At 64.5% G+C, this 18,100-nt stretch carries 22 protein-coding genes; 14 read left to right on the top strand and 8 right to left on the bottom strand.

Features of this window, described 5'->3' with window-relative positions; translation table 11 throughout:
• The first annotated feature begins 26 nt into the window (after window positions 1–26).
• The 5 genes from WP12_RS16055 (at window position 27) to WP12_RS16035 (ending at window position 5,575) form a co-directional block, all read left to right on the top strand.
• Window positions 27–443 carry a hypothetical protein gene (locus WP12_RS16055; RefSeq protein ID WP_235399169.1) on the top strand — a complete coding sequence of 139 codons (417 nt, stop codon included), beginning with the start codon at window positions 27–29 and terminating at the stop codon, window positions 441–443.
• Window positions 444–592: 149 nt separating this feature from the next.
• Entirely contained in the window at window positions 593–2,665 is a 2,073-nt protein-coding gene (locus WP12_RS16050) for a ParB/RepB/Spo0J family partition protein (protein WP_046194688.1), read from the top strand.
• A 128-nt stretch (window positions 2,666–2,793) separates the two neighbouring features.
• Window positions 2,794–3,732: an ArdC family protein gene (locus WP12_RS16045; RefSeq protein WP_046194755.1), complete on the top strand. Its 939-nt coding sequence runs from the start codon at window positions 2,794–2,796 to the stop codon at window positions 3,730–3,732.
• A 339-nt stretch (window positions 3,733–4,071) separates the two neighbouring features.
• Window positions 4,072–4,371, top strand: coding sequence for a hypothetical protein (locus tag WP12_RS16040; protein WP_052730433.1), 300 nt, complete (start codon window positions 4,072–4,074; stop codon window positions 4,369–4,371).
• A gap of 244 nt (window positions 4,372–4,615) precedes the next feature.
• Window positions 4,616–5,575 (top strand): DUF2493 domain-containing protein, encoded by a 960-nt coding sequence (locus WP12_RS16035; protein ID WP_046194687.1) that lies wholly within the window; start codon window positions 4,616–4,618, stop codon window positions 5,573–5,575.
• An 80-nt stretch (window positions 5,576–5,655) separates the two neighbouring features.
• On the opposite strand, the gene WP12_RS24945 is transcribed toward WP12_RS16035, so the two are convergent.
• Window positions 5,656–6,189 carry a hypothetical protein gene (locus WP12_RS24945; protein WP_152664027.1) on the bottom strand — a complete coding sequence of 178 codons (534 nt, stop codon included), beginning with the start codon at window positions 6,187–6,189 and terminating at the stop codon, window positions 5,656–5,658.
• Between the two features lie 686 nt (window positions 6,190–6,875).
• On the opposite strand from WP12_RS24945, the gene WP12_RS16030 reads away from it, so the two are divergent.
• A complete protein-coding gene (locus tag WP12_RS16030; RefSeq protein WP_046194686.1) occupies window positions 6,876–7,289 on the top strand; it encodes a single-stranded DNA-binding protein in 414 nt (137 codons plus the stop codon).
• A gap of 52 nt (window positions 7,290–7,341) precedes the next feature.
• On the opposite strand, the gene WP12_RS16025 is transcribed toward WP12_RS16030, so the two are convergent.
• Genes WP12_RS16025 through WP12_RS16015 form a run of 3 tightly spaced genes read right to left on the bottom strand, consistent with a single transcriptional unit; the run spans window position 7,342 to window position 12,867 of the window.
• The gene (locus WP12_RS16025) at window positions 7,342–10,659 is read right to left on the bottom strand and encodes an error-prone DNA polymerase (RefSeq protein ID WP_046194685.1); all 3,318 of its coding nucleotides are present in this window, start codon (window positions 10,657–10,659) and stop codon (window positions 7,342–7,344) included.
• Window positions 10,656–12,215: a DUF6504 family protein gene (locus tag WP12_RS16020; protein WP_046194684.1), complete on the bottom strand. Its 1,560-nt coding sequence runs from the start codon at window positions 12,213–12,215 to the stop codon at window positions 10,656–10,658. The genes WP12_RS16025 and WP12_RS16020 overlap by 4 nt, the downstream gene beginning before the upstream one ends.
• A complete protein-coding gene (locus WP12_RS16015) occupies window positions 12,136–12,867 on the bottom strand; it encodes an ImuA family protein (protein ID WP_046194683.1) in 732 nt (243 codons plus the stop codon). The genes WP12_RS16020 and WP12_RS16015 overlap by 80 nt, the downstream gene beginning before the upstream one ends.
• Before the next feature lie 189 nt (window positions 12,868–13,056).
• On the opposite strand from WP12_RS16015, the gene WP12_RS16010 reads away from it, so the two are divergent.
• Window positions 13,057–13,488 (top strand): DUF1810 domain-containing protein, encoded by a 432-nt coding sequence (locus WP12_RS16010; protein WP_046194682.1) that lies wholly within the window; start codon window positions 13,057–13,059, stop codon window positions 13,486–13,488.
• Window positions 13,489–13,501: 13 nt separating this feature from the next.
• Here WP12_RS16010 and WP12_RS16005 read toward each other — a convergent pair whose 3' ends face one another.
• The gene (locus WP12_RS16005) at window positions 13,502–13,936 is read right to left on the bottom strand and encodes a thermonuclease family protein (protein ID WP_235399168.1); all 435 of its coding nucleotides are present in this window, start codon (window positions 13,934–13,936) and stop codon (window positions 13,502–13,504) included.
• Window positions 13,937–14,211: 275 nt separating this feature from the next.
• Between WP12_RS16005 and WP12_RS25560 the strand changes: the two genes are divergently transcribed.
• From WP12_RS25560 to WP12_RS16000, 3 genes are read left to right on the top strand one after another with little or no spacing between them, the layout of a single operon-like run.
• Window positions 14,212–14,376, top strand: coding sequence for a hypothetical protein (locus tag WP12_RS25560; protein ID WP_200894539.1), 165 nt, complete (start codon window positions 14,212–14,214; stop codon window positions 14,374–14,376).
• Between the two features lie 48 nt (window positions 14,377–14,424).
• Complete coding sequence (locus WP12_RS25925; protein WP_235399167.1) at window positions 14,425–14,586, top strand: hypothetical protein; 162 nt, start codon at window positions 14,425–14,427, stop codon at window positions 14,584–14,586.
• Between the two features lie 9 nt (window positions 14,587–14,595).
• Window positions 14,596–14,985: a hypothetical protein gene (locus WP12_RS16000; protein ID WP_235399166.1), complete on the top strand. Its 390-nt coding sequence runs from the start codon at window positions 14,596–14,598 to the stop codon at window positions 14,983–14,985.
• Window positions 14,986–15,050: 65 nt separating this feature from the next.
• Here WP12_RS16000 and WP12_RS15995 read toward each other — a convergent pair whose 3' ends face one another.
• The 3 genes from WP12_RS15995 to WP12_RS15985 all read right to left on the bottom strand — a co-directional run bounded on the left by WP12_RS15995 (window position 15,051) and on the right by WP12_RS15985 (window position 16,547).
• Window positions 15,051–15,788 carry a zeta toxin family protein gene (locus tag WP12_RS15995; protein ID WP_046194680.1) on the bottom strand — a complete coding sequence of 246 codons (738 nt, stop codon included), beginning with the start codon at window positions 15,786–15,788 and terminating at the stop codon, window positions 15,051–15,053.
• On the bottom strand, window positions 15,785–16,093 hold the full coding sequence (locus tag WP12_RS15990) for a hypothetical protein (protein ID WP_046194679.1): 309 nt from the start codon (window positions 16,091–16,093) through the stop codon (window positions 15,785–15,787). Before WP12_RS15990 ends, WP12_RS15995 begins: the two co-directional genes overlap by 4 nt.
• 67 nt (window positions 16,094–16,160) lie before the next feature.
• On the bottom strand, window positions 16,161–16,547 hold the full coding sequence (locus tag WP12_RS15985; protein WP_046194678.1) for a hypothetical protein: 387 nt from the start codon (window positions 16,545–16,547) through the stop codon (window positions 16,161–16,163).
• A gap of 241 nt (window positions 16,548–16,788) precedes the next feature.
• Here WP12_RS15985 and WP12_RS15980 point away from each other — a divergent pair, with 241 nt between their 5' ends.
• The 4 genes from WP12_RS15980 to WP12_RS25555 all read left to right on the top strand — a co-directional run bounded on the left by WP12_RS15980 (window position 16,789) and on the right by WP12_RS25555 (window position 18,099).
• Window positions 16,789–17,181, top strand: a complete 393-nt coding sequence (locus WP12_RS15980) for a DUF3768 domain-containing protein (RefSeq protein ID WP_046194677.1) — start codon at window positions 16,789–16,791, stop codon at window positions 17,179–17,181.
• Between the two features lie 54 nt (window positions 17,182–17,235).
• Window positions 17,236–17,535: a DUF7673 family protein gene (locus WP12_RS15975; protein WP_046194676.1), complete on the top strand. Its 300-nt coding sequence runs from the start codon at window positions 17,236–17,238 to the stop codon at window positions 17,533–17,535.
• A 212-nt stretch (window positions 17,536–17,747) separates the two neighbouring features.
• Entirely contained in the window at window positions 17,748–17,933 is a 186-nt protein-coding gene (locus WP12_RS15970) for a hypothetical protein (RefSeq protein ID WP_235399165.1), read from the top strand.
• On the top strand, window positions 17,926–18,099 hold the full coding sequence (locus tag WP12_RS25555; protein WP_167535076.1) for a hypothetical protein: 174 nt from the start codon (window positions 17,926–17,928) through the stop codon (window positions 18,097–18,099). Before WP12_RS15970 ends, WP12_RS25555 begins: the two co-directional genes overlap by 8 nt.
• The last annotated feature ends 1 nt before the right edge of the window (window position 18,100 follow it).

Here is an 18,100-nt window from a genome sequence, read left to right as displayed (position 1 = left end):
ACGCCACGGGGGATCCCGGCGCGAGCATGATGATCGCTGCCGCCTTTTCCTGCCTGTTCCTCGGCGACAGCATCGACGTCGGGGCCGCTGCGGCTGTTCGCGCGCGCTATGGTGTGACCTGCGACGTCGCGGCGCGTGAAGGCGTCAGCGCCGCGACGGTCGCTGCGTGGCCGCCGATCGCGAAAGCCTATGATACGGCCATCGTCTCGCTTGGATCGAACATCCCCGATGATCCCCGTCTTGCCGAGCGGATCGAAGGGATCCGCACCGCTCTGCGCGCGCGTCGTGTCATCTGGCTCCTGCCCTATCATCGAGGCGCAGCCGCGGTCGTGACCCGTATCGCCATCCGATTTCGCGACGACCGCCTCGACCTTGCCGCGATCGCAACGCGCGACGGCGTCCATCCCGACTACCGCGCGCTCGCCGACGCCCTGGTGGACTGACCTTCGATCGCCGGTCCCCGCGCTGCGCGCGGTCCCATCCTCACATTCCAGCCAGATTCCAGAGGGGAGGAGGCTTCGCCTTTGTGGGCCTGATGAGCAGGTTCCGGGCGCGAGAAAAGCTGGCGTTCGCCTCTTCGTGGAGAAATCCCATGATCCAGTCTGTCAAAGTGAAGAACCTGTCGCTGTCGAAGGACAATGTCCGCAAGAGCAACCGCGACGTTGATATCGAATCGTTCGCGGCGAACATCGCTGCGCACGGCCTGCTGCAGAATCTCGTCGTGACCCCGCTGAAGAAGCCCGGTCACTTCTCGGTCAAGGCGGGCGGCCGGCGGCTGCGCGCGCTCCAGCACCTGATCGCGACCGATGTCCTGCCGGCCAACCACGAGGTTCATGTGCTAGTGCTCGATGACGAGGGCGTCTCGAGTGAAGCTAGCCTGGCGGAAAATTTTGGCCGCGTGCCGATGAACCCGGCGGACGAATGCACCGCGTTCAAGCATTTCATCGACAAGGGTGCCGATGCCGAGGACGTCGCCAAGCGCTTCGGTGTCACCATGCGCTTCGTCGAACAGCGGGTCCGCCTCGCCGAGCTTGCTCCGGCGGTGTTTCAGGCCCTGGCTGCGGGCGAGATCACGCTCGGCGTCGCCCAGGCCTACGCGGTGACGCCAGATACCGAGCGCCAGGCGCGCATCTTCGAGACGATGAAGAACGCCTATTATGGCAGCAATCCCGACAACATCCGTCGTGCGCTGCTCAATGGGAGCGTCAAGGCAACCGACGCAAAGGCGCGCTTCATCGGACGCGACGTCTATCTCGAAGCCGGTGGTCGGGTCGAGAATGACCTTTTCGGCTCCGAAGCCGAGGAAAGCTGGGTGGATATCGACATCATCGATACCCTCACGGCCAAGAAGCTCGAGGATGCTGCGGCGGACATTGCCAAAACGCAGGGCCTCGCCTTCGTGACGCCGGTTCTCGGCACCAGCGTGCCATACGATCTGGAGCGCCAGCTCCACCAATATCACGCTCCCCTGCGGCCGCTGACCGATGAGGAACAGTCTTTGGTCGAGGCTCTGGCTGCGGAAAATGACACGATCGAGGAACAACTCGAGGGCGAAATCGCCGACGCGACCGATGAGGCGACGGCGGCCTACACGCGCCTTGAGGAGATCGAGCGCGAGGTCGACGCGATCCAGGCCGCACGCGCCGCGGTCGATCCGGAGGTCGCCAGCCAGCTCGGCACCTTCGTCTATATCGGCACCGACGGCGAGGTGCGGGTTCATGCCCGCCTGTTCAGCGAACAGCCGATCCGATCGGGCGACGACGAACAGCGGCCCGGCGATGGGAAGAACGATGGCGATGACACTGGCGAGGCTGGCGTCCGGCTCAGCGCCACGCTGGTCGATGAACTGGCGACGCAGCGGCGTCAGATACTGGCGGCCCACATCGCCAACGATCAACCGCTCGCGCTCGACCTCGCGATCTTCCTGATGGCGATCGAGGTCGTGTTCGCGAACAGCTACGTCCGCGATCATTCGACCCTCAAGGCGCCGGCCGCCGCGTTCCCGATCTTCACCTTCCGGGACGAGGACAGCGCCGCCAGCGCCACTATCGACGAGCAGAAGCAGGCCCTCGACACGAGCTGGGCCGGTGCCTCGACGCTCTCGGAACGCTTCGACGCGTTTCGCGCGCTCGATGAGGAAGCCCGGGCCGCGTGGCTTGCGTTCGCGGTCGCACAGACGCTGGAGCCGACGCTCAACATCGTGGGCGGTGGACGCCAGAACGGCTTCCATGACCATCTCGGCCGGATGCTCGACATCGATGTTGCCCGGTGGTGGCGTCCGTCGGCACAGAACTTCTTCGGTCGCGTGAAGAAGGATGTGATGCTCGAGGCGCTTGAGGATATCGGCGGCCCAATCCTGCGCGGCCGGTACAAGGACGCCAAGAAGAGCGAACTAGCTGCGACCTGTGCTTCGTTGTGCTCGGGCAACGGCATCGTCGAGGCGGAGGTCAAGGAAAAGGCCCTCGCCTGGCTGCCCGATGCGATGCGCTTCGATGGCGTCGAGAAGCCCGAATCCCTTCGCCTGCGTTCCGACTTCGTGACGGACAGCGAGGATGAAGATCGTGATGACGGCGACTTGCTGACCGACCACGAGACCCTGGGTGGCGACGAATTGGTGACCGATGGCACCGATGACGATGTCGAGGATCTCGATCAGGCCGCCTGACCACCAGAATGCCATATCGTTCGAGGAAACTGGGGCGGCATCGAAAGGTGTCGCCTCTTCTTTTGTGACCCCACCGGGCCGCGACCGGCGCGCTCGGAAGGGGGTTCCCTCAAAAGATGGAGACCGTCATGGCCCGCAATCGCGCAAAGCCCTCCCCTGCGGACGTCATCACCCAAACGATTATCGAAAAGCTCGCTCAAGGCGTCCGCCCCTGGGTCAAACCATGGCGCCCCAATGCGTCGGGCGGTCGACCGCTGCGCGCGACCGGCGAGCCTTATCGGGGCATGAACACGTTCTGGCTTTGGCTGGCGTCTGAGAATTGCGGATATAGTTCGCGCTACTGGATGACCTACCGCCAGGCCCAGCTGCTTGGCGGGCAGGTTCGCGAGGGCGAGCGGTCGCAATTCGCAATCTTCTACAAAAGCTACACCAAGACCGTGGAATCGGCCGCGCGTCCGGGTGATACAACCGACGAGCAACGCCGTGTCTTGCGCAGCTACGCCGTTTTCTCGGCCGACCAGATCGATGGGCTGCCGGCGCATTACTATCCAAGCCCCGTCGAGCTGGTGATGCCGGCGGATCAGCTGTCGGACCAGGCGATGCGCTTCTTCGACGCGCTCCCCGCCAAGATCCGCCACTGTGGCGACCAAGCCTATTACGACAAGATCGCCGACCGCATCACGATGCCGCCACTCACGCAATTTTCGTCGCGCGCTCAGTGGGGTGCCACCCTTGTCCATGAAGCCGGCCATTGGACGGGTCACCCGGATCGGTTGGACAGAACCTTCGGCAAGCGGTTTGGCGATGCGGCGTATGCGTTTGAGGAGCTGGTGGCCGAGATGACGGCCGCGCTGCTCGGCGCGGATCTCGGATTGCCGACCGACCATCTCGACGATCACGCCGCCTATATCGGCTACTGGCTCGATATCCTGAAGGGTGACAGCCGCGCGCTGATGACCGCTGCGGCGCGTGCCGAAGATGCCGCCGGCTTCCTCCTCCGCGCTACCGGCATTCCGATCGATGCCGGCGAACGCCCCGAGACCGAGCGCATCCGCGAGGCCGCCTGACGCCCGCTCACCCCAGAGGTGAGGCAGCGTCCGAGACATTGGACCTTTCCAGGTTCGAGACGACTGAGGCGGCACCGACAAGGTGCCGCCTCTTCAGGTGCGGCCCACCAATGGGCGGTGAGCCGGATTTGCCATAGCTCGCGAGGGACATAGCAGGCGGGGGCGTCTGCTATGTCTGCTTTCTGTCGCACGGGATCGATATTCCGTGCCACCCGGCATAACCCACACCGCTCACCCGGGTGAAGCCCGGCCCCGCGCGTACCCGCGCGCGGGGCTTCTTGCCCCTTCAGTACGCCAAACAAACCGACGGCCCAATCTTTGAGAGGAGAGTCCTCTTGAGTGTCCCTCTATCTGGTTGGCCTTGAGGTCGCCTGGGGCCGGTTCGACGCGATCGAGACATTCTGCATCGATCATGGCCTCATCTTTGCCCGCTGGGCGGGCGGCGCGTCAGGGTCGTTCGGTCCCGAGCGCCTCGTTTTCGATGGCACGGATGCACGGAGCTTCACAGCATCTGACGACGACGAGATCCTGATGTCGGTCGAGACGGTGCGCGGCCTCGGAAGCTACGCGGCGGTGCTGGCGCATTTCGCTGCTGCGGACTTGGAGATACCCCCGTTCCGGGCGGACGGCAGCGCATGAGGACTGGGCAAGAGCCGGCCTGTCCCGACACCTCCCCGCCAGAGGATGCGGCATATGGGCGCCCGCGAGGCGCTGGCAACCCGCGACCGGCGGGCCGAGTTGCCGTGTACCACGGCTGCCCGCACCACCCCTTGTTCGCGAGTTCCCCTCGGCTGCGCCTCGGTGCCAGCGCCTCTTTTGCGGGCGCCCAGAGGATGCGCATCCGGCGGAGAGGCCGCCGGCACAGACAGAAAGGCTCGCTATCATGTCCACATCGCTTGCAGCCGCGCTCGCGGCACTGGAGCTAGGGCACCTCGAACCCCGCGCCGAAGAATTGACCGGCATGGCACCGCCGCCCGTCGAGGCCCTGGAGCAGACCGTCACCGCAATCTGGAGCGATCTCTTCACGACGATGGGAAACACGTCGCTCGAGCGTGACATCGAAGATCTGGGGTGGGGTCTGGTGAACCTTTTCCATCGTGCCGCCGCCAAGAAGCACGGGCTGGTCGACCGGTTGACCGACGACATCCGCCTGCTCCTCGCCGAACAGGACGGCTCCGAGATCAGCACGGCCAATCTCGAGGAGAAGATCGATCTTGCCAAGAAGGTCGAGGAATCTGCTGGCTCGTTCGAGATCATGCGCGATGTCGCCGCCGCGCACTATATCCGCGAGACTGGCCGGTCATGGGTGCCATCGTCTGGCAATCGCATCTCGCTGGGCGTCACCGCCGGGATCGTCGATGGGCATGCCTTCCTGCGGGCGCGACGCGAGCGGGCGCTCACCGCAAACACGGCGCAGGGTACGCCGGTGGTGTTCGCGGGTGGTCGCCTGACCTTCCCCAACGATGCCGATATGAAGACGTTCGCCGATAATCTGCTCGGCACCCTGAACAAGGTGCGCGTCCATGTCGGCGATATGTACCTTGTCCATGGCGGCGACATGAAGGGAATCGAGCGGCTCGCGGCATCCTGGGCCGAGCAGAACGGCATCCAGCAGGTGCGGTTCGGCCTGGATCGCAAGCTCGGCGATCGGGCGGGGTTCCGGCGCAACGAGCAAATGCTTTCGCTCAAGCCGAGGTTCGTGATCGCCTTTCAGGGCAACGGCGTCACCGAACGCCTCGTGATCGAGGCGAAAGCGCGCAACATCCGGGTCGTCGATCGTCGGGGACCGCTGGGAACAGCGCCAGCGTCACTCGATCCGGAACGCCGGCAGCGATCCCGCTGACCTTGCGGGGGCACTGGTTTTCCCGGTGCCCCTCCAAACTTGTCGGCGATCTGCTCCCGTCTGGACGGCGAGATAGCGCCTCACGATTTCGAGGTGGGTCTCCATTGTCTGGATTGTCCAATGCGGATCTGGGGCAACCCAACGAGAGTTCTGAGGGTATCGGAAGACCTGGAGCGCATGGGGTTCGTCGAGCGAACCCATGAGCGCGTCGGTTGCTGGATCGCGATCGGTATACAGGCCGCCGCTGATGCCTGCGTGTAGCAGCGCTCAAGACTGTGCCCAATCATCATTAGCCATTCTTCGTCCCGGCCTTGGTGGCTGAGGACTGCCTTGAGCGAAAGCTCCAGCGCATGCGCCACAAGCTGGAAGAAGGGCCAATGGACTGGTTTGTCCGTTACCGGTTGCTCGTTCAGCAAGGTTGCCGCGTTGCCGTAACAAACTGCCATTGCGAAATACTCAAGATCGCGGCGATCGGCGGGCGGCTTTTGGGACGTCGAATTTGGCATTCTGCCCAGATTGCCGTCTGTTCGAATGAATCGCCAGCGCCTTGAGCCATGCGGCGGCGTGATCGGGAATGGTTCATTGCAGCCCGCTCTTTTGAGCTTGTCGATCACTGGCAAGCTGCGGGCCGGCGGCTGAAACCGATCCTCAAGGTCCTCGGCGTGCCGGCGCAAACCCGTTCACCGTGATGTCGGCGAAACGTGTGTCGTTCCTTTCCCGATACGCGCGGCGCCTGAGCAGATGGACGTCGGTGGCAATGCGTCTGTCAGGTCGGTGCGAGACGATGCGCGAACGTGCCGGTTGAGATCATGCCATGAATCAAGGGCCGGGGGCCGACACAATCTGACCATCTGTGGATCTCCTCGAGCTTGCCGATGCCCGCTTGGGATCGGTGCCAATGGTCCTCGGTCTATCGGGGGCCGGCTTATCTGGTTGCGCCGTCGCTGGCTCTTTGCGGCCGGGCGGGAAGGAAGTGGATTATCTTGGTGCCGCCGGGTCGAGAGATCCGGCGCGTGGACACAGGCGAGAATGGCGGACGATCCTGCACTGTTTCCCGTGTTCGTGTCGGCAGTGAGGGACAATCCCTTCTCTTTCACCTGACCCCTAAGTCGGCCGTTCGCCGCCTCCAACCCGCGATCCTTCGGGCCGAGTTGCCGTGTGCCACGGCTGCCCGCACCACCCCTCGCCTCGGGGTTCCCCTGCGCGCTGGCGCGTTTTGGTGGAGGCACCGTCCTGGCCGCCTTTTTCGGGGATCAGTCGAAGGGATCATCCCTCGGCCGACAGATAAGGAAACCTCGACATGCAGAACATCGTCATCCTCGCCGGCAATGTCGGCGCCACCCCGGAAGTCCGCACCACGCAGGGCGGCACCAAGATCACCCACTTCTCGCTCGCAACCTCGCGGCCGAAGCGCGACAGCGACGGCAAGGTCATCAAGGATCGCGACGGCTACCGCGTCGAGGACACCGAATGGCACCGGATCACCTGCTTCAACGGCGTTGGCAAGACCGTCGAGGACTATGTCCAGAAGGGCATGAAGGTGATGGTCCGCGGCAGGATCCACTACACGACCTGGACCGACCAGGACGACATCAAGCGCTACGGTACCGAGATCATCGCCGACGAAGTCACCTTCCTCACCCGCGCCCGTCAGGCCTCCGAGCGGTCGGGCAACGGCAACGACACGACCGAAGACGATGACATCCCCTTCTGAAGCGGCATCGGCCCGGTGGCGAAAGCCACCGGGCCTTTTTCCATGTCTGCGGTCAGCGAAAATCGCGCGGCTTAATCTTGATGCCCTCGGTCGGTTGGCCGGGGATGATCCCGGACCCGAGCCGCAGATCGGGAATGTAGATTTCCCTCGCGGCCCGCCCCAGGGGCTGATGCTCGGGATCGCGCGGGTCCGGTGACATCGGGTTTCTGACCACGTCTGCCCTGCTGACCCGATAGATCTCGGCGACGTCCGCGCGGCGGCCGACGCTTGCCAGCATGCCCGACAAATCGTCGAGCCGCTGGGCGATGATGTGGATGACCTCGCCTTCGCGCTGGACCTGGCCACGCACACCCATCATCGACGCGCCGAGCACCGTGCGACGGTTGGCCTCGAAGACCTTGGTCCACACCACGAGGTTGGCAACATCGGTCTCATCCTCCAGCGTGATGAACATGACGCCCTTCGCGCTCCCCGGTTTCTGCCGGACGAGAACGATGCCGGCGAGCTCGATCCAGCGCCCATCCTTGGTGGTGCGCAGCGCCTCACAGGTGATCATCTTGCGGGCCTTGAGTTCGTCGCGCAGGAATGCGAGCGGATGCGCCCGGAGCGATAGGCCCGAAGCGCGGTAGTCTTCGACCACCTCCGCGCCCTCCCCCATCGACGCAAGGATGACCGTCGGCTCGATCGCCTCCTGCCGCAGCTCGCCGTCGCGTTTATCGGCAGCCGCGAATAGTGGTAGCGCCGCGCTTCCGAGGCCCTTGACCTCCCACAGCCCGGAGCGGCGGTCCGCGCCCAGCGATCCAAACCCGTCGGCATCGCCGATCCGGTCGAGCGCGCCGCGCCCGACGCCGGCACGGCGCTGGATCTCTTCGATGCTGGCATAAGCCGTCGTGCCACGCGCGGTGACGATCGCCGCACCGTCTGCGTTCGAGAGGTCGCGTGCCATGCGCAGCCCGAGACGGACGGCCTTGTGCCGTCCGCGGCTCGCTTCCAGCGTGCAATCCCATCGACTGGCGTTCACGTCGATCGGCCGCACGTCGACGCCATGCTGGCGCGCGTCGCGCACGATCTGCGCCGGCGCGTAAAACCCCATGGGCTGCGCGTTGAGCAATGCCGCGCAGAAGGCGTCGGGATGATGGCATTTCATCCAGCTCGACGCATAGGCGATCAGCGCGAAGCTCGCGGCATGGCTCTCAGGGAAGCCGTAGGAACCGAAGCCTTCAATCTGCTTGAACGTCTTTTCCGCGAACTCCTGATCATAGCCGCGGCCGACCATGCCGCTGATCAGCTTGTCGCGAAAATGGCTGACCCCGCCCGTGAGCTTGAATGTCGCCATCGCGCGCCGCAACAGATCGGCCTCGCTTGCCGTGAAGCCGGCGCACTCGATCGCCACCCGCATCGCCTGCTCCTGAAACAGGGGCACGCCGAGCGTCTTTTCCAGTACCCGGCGCAGCTCCTCGGTCGGATAGGTGACGGCCTCCTCGCCGTTACGTCGCCGCCTGTAGGGATGGACCATGTCGCCCTGGATTGGACCCGGGCGGACGATCGCGACCTGGATCACGAGATCGTAGAAGGTCTTCGAAGCCATCAGCGGGATCGAGGCCATCTGCGCGCGGGATTCGATCTGGAAGACGCCCAAGGTGTCTGCCTTCCTGATCATCGCATAGGTCGCGGGATCTTCGGCCGGGATCGTCGCGAGGTCGTGCTTGATGCCCTTGTCGTTCTCGAGAAACGCGAACGCGCGGCGCATGCAGCTCAGCATCCCGAGCGCCAGCACATCGACCTTCATGAAGCCCAGGGCGTCGATGTCATCCTTGTCCCATTCGATGACCTGGCGATCGTCCATCGCCGCCGGTTCGATCGGCACAAGCTCGTCGAGCCGATCGCGGGTCAGCACGAACCCGCCGGGATGCTGCGACAAGTGGCGCGGCGTGTTGATCAGCGTCCGCGCCAGTTCAAGCGTCAGCGCGAGGCGCCTGTCGCTCAGGTCGAGATTGAGCTCCTCCGCGTGCTTCGCCTCGACGCCTTCGCGGCTATATCCCCAGACCGCACCCGACAGGCCGGCCGTCATGTCCTCCGACAGTCCCAGCGCCTTGCCGACCTCGCGCACCGCGCCGCGCGCGCGGTAGCGCGTGACGACGGCGGTCAGCGCGGAACGCGTCCGGCCATAGGTCTCGTAGATCCACTGGATCACCTCTTCGCGGCGCTCATGTTCGAAATCGACATCGATATCGGGCGGCTCGCGGCGCTCGGCCGAGACGAAACGCTCGAACAGCAGTTCCGAGCGGACCGGGTCGATCGAGGTGATGCCAAGCACATAACAGACCGCGCTGTTCGCGGCCGACCCCCTGCCCTGACACAGGATCTCGCGCCGCCGCGCTTCCGCGACGATCGCATGGACGGTCAGGAAGTAGGGCGCATAGTCGAGCTGGGCGATGAGCCGAAGCTCATGCTCCAGCTGCGCGCGCACCTTGCCTTCGATACCTTCGGGATAGCGTTCGGGGGCCTTCTCCCAGGTCAGCCGTTCGAGTTCCTGTTGCGGGGTGCGGCCCGGCACCTGGATCTCGTCGGGATATTGATATTTGAGTTCGTCGAGGCTGAACGTGCAGCTCGCCGCGAACTCGACGCTGCGCGCGACTGGCCGCGTGTCCTTCAGATAGCGACGAAAGAGCCGCTCCATCTCCTCGCCGGTCTTGAGATAGCGATCGGCAAATCGCTCGCGCGCGGCCCCCAGCGTATCGATCGTGCATTTCTCCCGGATGCAGGTGACCACATCCTGCAGCAGCCGACGTTCGGGCGTGTGATAGAGGACGTCGTTGGTGGCGATGGTCGGCACGCCTGCGGCGGCCGCGAGCGCCGACAGATCGCGCAGGCGGATTGCGTCCTTCGGCCGCCGCCTGACGACGAGCGCCATATGGGCGCGATCGCCGAACATGCGCTTCGTCCGCGCCAGCGCGGCCTCGGTCACCGCATCGGCGCGATCGGGGACGAGCATCGCGAGAAGCCCTTCGTTCCACTCCGCGACATCGGACCATTCAAGGTGGCAAGCGCCCTTCCCTGCCCGGCCTTTGCCAACGCTGAGGAGCCGGCACATGCGGCCATAGGCCGCCCTGTCGGTCGGATAGACCAGCAGCGCCGTCCCGTCGGTGAGATCGAGCCGACAGCCGATGATGGCGCGGACGCCGGTCGTCTTCTCGGCGTCCCAGGCCCGCACGATGCCGGCGACCGAATTGCGGTCGACGATGCCGAGCGCGGGCAACTCCATGCGCGCGGCCGTGACGAACAACTCCTCCGGGCTCGACGCACCGCGCAGGAAGCTGAAATGGGTCGTGACCTGCAGCTCGACATAACGGGCTTGGCTCTCGCTCACGCGAACGCCCCGTGCAGGAACCAGCGCATCGATCCGGTCGACCGGTTCTCTCCATCGCCTGCCCGGAACAGCCAGTAACGGCCGCCGCTCAGGGTCTCGACCTGATAATAGTCGCGGATGCTGAGCGGCTGCGCGCTCTCGATCCCGGCGTCGCGCCACCATTCGCCGTGCAGCCGTTCGGGTCCGTCGCCCTGCGTGACCCGGTATCGCTTGCCGCGCCAGATGAACATCCTCGGCGCGTCATCGGGCAGAAGCGCGATGACCTCGATCGCTTCGGGCCGCGCCAGCATCCGCGCGGGGCGCGGCAGATCATCGTCCCAGCCCGCGCCCCGCGCGGTATCGAGCGCCGATGAACTCGCCGCCGAGCGCTCGGGCATCTCGCTCGGGTGCGGCGCCATGCGGTGCAGGCACCGACTGCCGAAGCGGTTGGAGAGGGTGTCGACCAGGGCGGCGAGATCCGGCCCGCGCTGGCCCAGGCGCTCCAGGCTCTCGCCCTGTCGGGCGGCGACGGCCTCCATCAGCGAGACCAGCAAGGTCATCGATTCGATCCCAAGACCTGGCTCGACGGTCTCGATCTTCGCGCAAAGAAGCTTCGACAGATGGGCCTGGTCGCGGCTCGGCGTGGCCGTGCCGACCCGGATGACCTGCGTATGCCCGTCAACCCGGTGGAAATAGCAATCGAGGCGCCGCGCCCCCTTGCCCACCCGACCAAGCTGATCGACGATTTCGGCGACGAGATCGCCGATCACCTTGGCAAACGCCTCCGCTGTCGCGATTGGCTCCATGAAGCCGCAGCGCGCGCGGGGCAGATGCTCGGGGAATATCGGCTCGATCGGTTCGGCCACAGTCCCAAGCGCCTGATCGAGCCGACGGTGCAGGCTACGGCCGAACCGCTTGGCGAGCGGCCCGCGCGGCGCGCCGATCAATTGCTCGACCCGTTCGAAGCCGAGCTTTCGCAGTCCCTCAACGACATCGGCTTCGAGCCGCAGCGCCGCTATAGGAAGGAGTGCGATCGCTTTACGATGATCACCAGGTTCGATCGTCACCGGCCGACCGGCGGGAACATGCCGCGCTACCGCATGGGCACAACCCGCGGTGTCGGCCACGGCGATCTGGACCGATACGCCGAAGGCGGCCACGCGGCGGTGGAGATCCTTGAGCAAGGCCGCCTCGGTGCTGAACAGGGCGGCGCAGCCGGTAATGTCGAGCCACAGACCGTCAGGTGCATCGGGCGCGACGATCGGCGAGTATCGCTGGCCCGCCCATAGCGCCAGGCGGCGCAATCCCTCGACATCGGCTTCGGGTTGCGCGTCGACGATGTCGAGCTCCGGCGCGAACGAGCGCGCCTTGGTGATGGTCATGCCGGGCGAAATACCGAGCGCGCGTGCGCCGGCATCGACCGCCGCGACGATACGCCGGCCATGATCGGGGATCGCCGTGACGAGCGGGCGTGTCGGGATTGGTGTGTCGCGCCGGTCAGGCGGCGACTTGGCGGTCTGCCGCCGCAGCCGGTCTGTCGACCAGTGCGGCAGGTAGACCGATACGACCCGTCGCATCGCAGCCCTCCACTATCCATGCGTGCGGATTCCCCCCGCGCACGCGCTCCAGCTCGACGTGCCAGCGCGCGCGGCCGAGGCTCGGGATGCCGAGATCTTCGCTCGGACTGGCCGTAATCCGCCACCGCGTGACAGCGGCGGTTCCCTCGGCCGCCAGCTCGGGCTTGGACGCGCGCCGAAAAACGAAGGCGGCGACGCCTGATCCCTCGGCGGCAAGCTGGAGCCGCTTCGATGCCGTGGTGCTATATTTGGTGACCTCGCCGACCACGCCGCCAAGGCCGGGATGGCGCAGGCATTCTTCCATGGCGAGCAGGACGTTCGCATCGCTGCCCGCCTCGACATAGATTATACGATCGGGATGCAACCCCGCGAGTTGGAGCGCGGGCGCGAACAGGTCACGCCACCGCAGGCACCAGAGGACCGGGCCCTCCACCCGCGCCAGGATTCCGGCGATAAAGATCGTCGCGCTCGCATCGTCGGCAAGATCGGGACTGCCGGCGACCTCATGCAGCGCGCCGCTCGCTATGCCACCGCCCGGCAGGCTGGCGTCGATGGCCTCCAGCCCGAACGGAATCGATCCATGGCGAGCGCCCACGCCTTCGATCTGCGCGATGCGCGCTCGCAGATTTTCGATGACGCTGGCTTCGCGCATAACATTCAAAAGACTCGGGCGGTTGATTAGTTCGCCTTTTGTTCTATTCAGTCCGTCCGAGAGTCAAGCGTCGGGGGCGTATCGATTTTGCCTCCGGCGGTGGATAACCGCCTCCGCCGGGCTTTTGCTGGCGGCAAAAAAATTGTGCGAAGCGACGCGTCCTGGGTGCCAGGAGGATATGGGAGAGTGATGGCTGCGGATTTCCACCTCGACCGATTCGTGACGGCACAGGCGACGACCTATGACACAGCGCTCGCCGAGATCCGGCGCGGCGCCAAGCGCAGTCATTGGATGTGGTTCATCTTTCCGCAGATCGCCGGTCTCGGCACCAGCGACATGGCGCGGCGCTATGCCATCGGATCGCTGGACGAAGCGCGCGCCTATCTGGCGCATCCCCTGCTTGGGCTCCGACTTCGCGACTGTGTTGGCGCGCTGCAGGATCTGACCGGGACGACCGCGATCGCGGTGTTCGGCAAGGTCGACGCGATGAAGCTCCGCTCCTGCCTGACCCTGTTCGCCGAAGCGGGCGGAGGCCCGCTCTTTGTCGCGGCGCTCGATCGGTGGTTCGACGGTGCCGCGGACGCGGCGACACTTGCGAAGGTGGGATCTTCCTCGACCTAGAATTGGCAATCCATCAGGAACACCAGTCGGGTTTGGGATGATGGCGAAGCCATGGTCGCGCGACGCCCATGGCAATGAGAGCTGTGCCCAGATCCCGGCCGTCGACGCGGACGCGCGCGACCGTCCGGTTATAGCTGCGCCCTACCCGCTCGAACGTCACGACCTTGCCATCGAGCAAGGTTCGGGCGCGTTCGGATGCGGCTTCGCCGCGTTCGATTTCGAGCCGGCATTTTGCTTGGCGCGCATGAATCTCGGGCGCGTCGATATTGGCGATCCTGATGCGCTCGCCACTCTCCAGGCGAAACGTGTCGCCATCCGTCACATAGCGGACCTGCCCGGTCTCGGCGCCGGCGGATGTGCCGCAGGCAACGCTGCTCATCAGGAGCAGGCAGATCGAAGATGGGGAGCGCAGCCAGGTCATCGCGGGACAGTAGCGCGCGCGTTTCATGGAACAAGATGCGAACGGTGGCCTGGGGTCGGATGATGTCGATTTGGGATCAGCACGGTGGAACAGCGCCACCCCCATGCCGGCAGCTTCACCCCGCTCTTTGAGGCGCAATCCTTGGTCGCTCCCGCGGCCTAATGCGATCAACCCGTAAAGCGTCCGCACGCTTCGCTACGGCCTTTTGCCGTGCCGCCAAAAGATGATCGCGGCCACGAGACCAACACTTCGGGCGCCAGTCGAGCGGGGATGAACCCGCCGGCATCTGAAGGAGCCTCGATATGTTCACCGACATCTGGACCGCCCGCAGAAGCGCACTCAGCCTCTCGAAAAGCCTCATGGTCGCAACGATGGTCATCGCGATCGGAACCCAGTTCGGCGTCATCACCGCCGACGACTTCGACGGCGACGTATCGGTCATCAACGAATATGATCCATTCGCCTGACCCTCGGGCGGGGGCTGCGCCCCCGCCCCTTCTCCCGCGAGATCGCCTTTGGATGACCTGACCGAGCAAGCCAGCCCGCATTATATCAACTCGACGCTGCGCGAACGTATCGTCGAGCATGTTTTCGTGGGCGAAGCGCTGCGCCGGCTCTGGCAGATGGGTGTGACGGACGTCGAGGTGCTGCGATCCGAGTTCGATGCCGGCGGCTAGCTCCAAGTGATGAGCTATCACCGCGTCACCCGCCATATCCAGTTCAAGACCAAGACGCTCGGCGGCAAGACCGATGAGGTGAAGATCAACCTCAAGCTGATGGACAAGCCGAGCGGGTGCATATTGTGGATCGTGGTGACGCCGGATCTGCTGTTCGACCACTATCTCTGGTTTGGCGGCAAGCCGGGTGAGCCCTTGCCCGATATCAGCCGGAACATGATCGCCAAGCATGCCAAGGGAAATGCGCAGGGCGAGAAGGCTGAACGGCCAAACCATCGGACGATCAGGATCAGCAAGTTCGAGAAACTGGTAAGCCTCGACATGGTGCTGGAGCGACTTTTTGGTGCGCTGGAGCAGGATCAGACGGCTCCGGTTGCACCGGACCGGGCTCTAGGCTGACGCCCCGAGCCCCGTTCCGGGTCTCGGCCCATGCGGGTCGCGATCCCTGCCGCGGGGGCTATCGCTCAGCCGACGCGGGGGCTGACGATCTCGAGCCAGCGCGAGATCACGCTCGGGGTGGTTCTCTCGCCCGCCCTTAGGTCAAAGATCTCGCGCTCCTCGATCTGGACCCGGCAGACGGTGAAGGCCTGTGCCGACGTCCGGCTGTTATCCGCGAGCAAGGAGGCGTCGGCGACCTTTATCGCCTCGGCGATCGCCATCTGGGTCCGCGGGAACCGTTCGCGCAATTTATTCTCGGGCACCGCATGGCCATTTTCCTGAACCCGCGTCTGGACGCGGCCGATCGAGAGCTCGACGCTCGCCAGGCCCACGAAGATCAGGAGAACGAAATACCCCGCCGTCTGCATCTGGCGAATCTGGTCGATCTTGGATTCGAAGGTGCCGTCGCCCAGCGCCTGCCAGTGAGAAAACACGGTTTCCATTGCGAATGGTACCTTCGCGTTCATCGCATGACCGACAAAGGCTTGTACGCCCTGCTGCGACACCTTCATCCAGCTCTGATCGGTATCGCGCAGTGTCGCCGCCCAGGACGGGAGCGCGCCGTCGCTCGCCTGCTCGGGCAGGATCGACAGCATCATGCGGTCGGCATTGACCAACGGCATCTGTAGTTCATCGGCGAGGCTACGGCGCCACAATGTCGATTTGCCCGAACCATTATGGCCAGCGAGCACGATCGCGAGCGGTTTCTTACGCTTTTCCTGTGTCTGGCGAACCTGTCGGATCGCCTCGATCGCAGAGGTCAATCGATCGCCTTGAAGCTACCGTCAACCAGCTGGCCGCGTTCGGTCTTGCCGTTCAGCTTACGGATCATCACGTCGGGATTATCGCTATCGAGCGAGTAAAGCGGCACGTCCTTTTTCGCACGGAGCGTCACGCCCGGCTTGGCCAGGCGCTTCGCCACACGCTCAAGGGCCTGCGTGCTGAGTTCGATATTGTGCTGGACGAGCGCCGACGACGGCGCTGGGGCGGTCACCGTTACGCTGCCGAAGCGGACCCGGCGCGACTTGATCTTGCCCGTCGTGGGCTGAATAACTGCGTTTGTCGCCATATACTGCCCTCCTTCAGGCTTGATGCAATTCTGCTGATACCAAGATAGCGTTTATAAGGGCTGATCGCTAGGGGCTGACGTCCAAGACCGTCGCTTGTCCGCAAACCTGCAGGCTCCGGCCCGTAACGGCCGCAGGCCGACCCTCAAGACCCTCTTTCAACACCGGATCGTCGAGCAGGACGCGCCACGGCGCGCCATAGGTTCGGGCCGCCAGATAATAGGCCGCGCCGTCGCAGGCGACCATTCGGCAGCGTTCCTGAGTGTCGATGAGCGAATGCCCTGCCCCGTATCGCGCGACCAGATCGACCGGATCGACCCGCATCAGCGCGCCGCAGCGCCGACACTGGCTGCGCACGAGGATATTACGCTTGCTCATGGCACCGACGGTTTTCGTCCAAATCGGCCAGAGAATGTGGAGCGCGGCGGTCATCTTGTCGACGATAGTCCGCTTCATCGCGACTGGTCCAGCATCCTGATCGAGAGCGTGATGGCCTGGTGTTCGCAGCCGCCGAGACGACGGGATCATCACCATGTCCGGTCCTTGCCGAGGCGCAGGCGCGCGCAAGCCCGTAGCCGGGCTTCTCCTCTGCCGTTTCGACCCTGCGGGTGCGCAAGCCTGCTGTGCCCCGGCGCGCCGGTCCCTGTTGAAAGACCCCGATCGGCGGGGTTTGTCGAAAAACACAGGATCGTACGTCATGCCCGATCAAAACGCCTCCCCTGCCCCAGCGTCGGATCGCATCGCGACCATCGCCTGCCTCAACGATGCCCTTCGACAGAACCTCACCCAGCCCGGCCACAATCGTGTGGTGATGACCATCGGTGTCCAGGAGCTGATCGGCGACGTCAGCCTGTTCCGCAACTTCCACGCCCAGGCCGAATTGCTGCGCACCATCCGCGACTATGACGATTTTGGTCCCGACGTTGATCCGCACGGCGAGCGCGATTTCGGGCGGTTCGAATTCCGGGGTGCCGCGCTGTATTGGAAGATCGATTATTATGATCGCACGTTGGACTTTGGCTCGTCCGATCCCGCCGATCCGGAAATGACCACGCGCGTGCTGACAATCCTTCTCACGCACGAATACTGAGATATACTGGCCCCGACCCCGGTCGGGGCCACCAGCTTTTTTGCGGAGTCGGATATGACCCAGCAACCTGTCTTCGAGGCGCTCGACCGCCTGTTCGATCTCGCCGCGTCCGATACCGGGCAGGCCAAGCGCGTCGCTAATTTCCTGCTCGCCTGGTGGAATGCTGGCGACAATGGCGGCTTCGACCTCGCCGATCTGTTCGGCGTCGACCAGGCGGTCGCCGCCGATATGGGCCTGGTCTTCCTCTATCTGGGCGGCCATCCCGGCGCGATCTACCCGGACCAGATGGGCTATAAGGACCAGATCGTCGCGCTGGTCGAGCGCTGGCGCATGCCCGCGCCCGTCGAGAACTGAGGCTCTTCGCATTCGGCAAGACGAAAGTCTGCTTGAGCAGACTCCGGCCTTGCGACGATGATCGCGAAAATCCGTCCGTTCGCCGACGATGTATTGAATTCAATACATCAGAAGCATAGCCCGATGTCCTTGTCATGATGGAGGAGAGGACGCCTGTGGCGATGGAGGGGCAGGGGAGCGAAGACCGGCGCTCAGCCTTTTTGCAGCTTCGCGTGACCCCGAAGATGCACGCCACGATCGCACGCCTCGCCTTGGATCAGGGCAATATCACGCTGCGAGCGCTGATCATGAACGCGCTCAAGCAAACCTATGGTCTCGATGTCCCCGATGAGGAGCTTCGTGATCGGCGCGGTCGCCAGCCACGGCCCGCGCTTCTCAAGGAGACTGATGATGGCTGAGTATTTTTCGCGCCATCCCGATCATGCGATCCTGTTTGCGTTCGCCTGCTTCGCGCTGACCGTCTATCTGTTCCGCTACGTCGGACCCAGATTTGGCGCGCGCGGCGACTGGTCGGCGCGGGACCATTATGAGCGCAACCTTCGCAACGGCGGCGACGACTATTGAG

The organism is Sphingomonas sp. SRS2 (genome assembly GCF_000971055.1).
In the GTDB taxonomy this organism is placed as follows: Bacteria; Pseudomonadota; Alphaproteobacteria; order Sphingomonadales; family Sphingomonadaceae; genus Rhizorhabdus.
The sequence above is the reverse complement of the archived record's forward strand: the minus strand, read 5'-3'. Positions and strand labels throughout refer to the sequence as shown.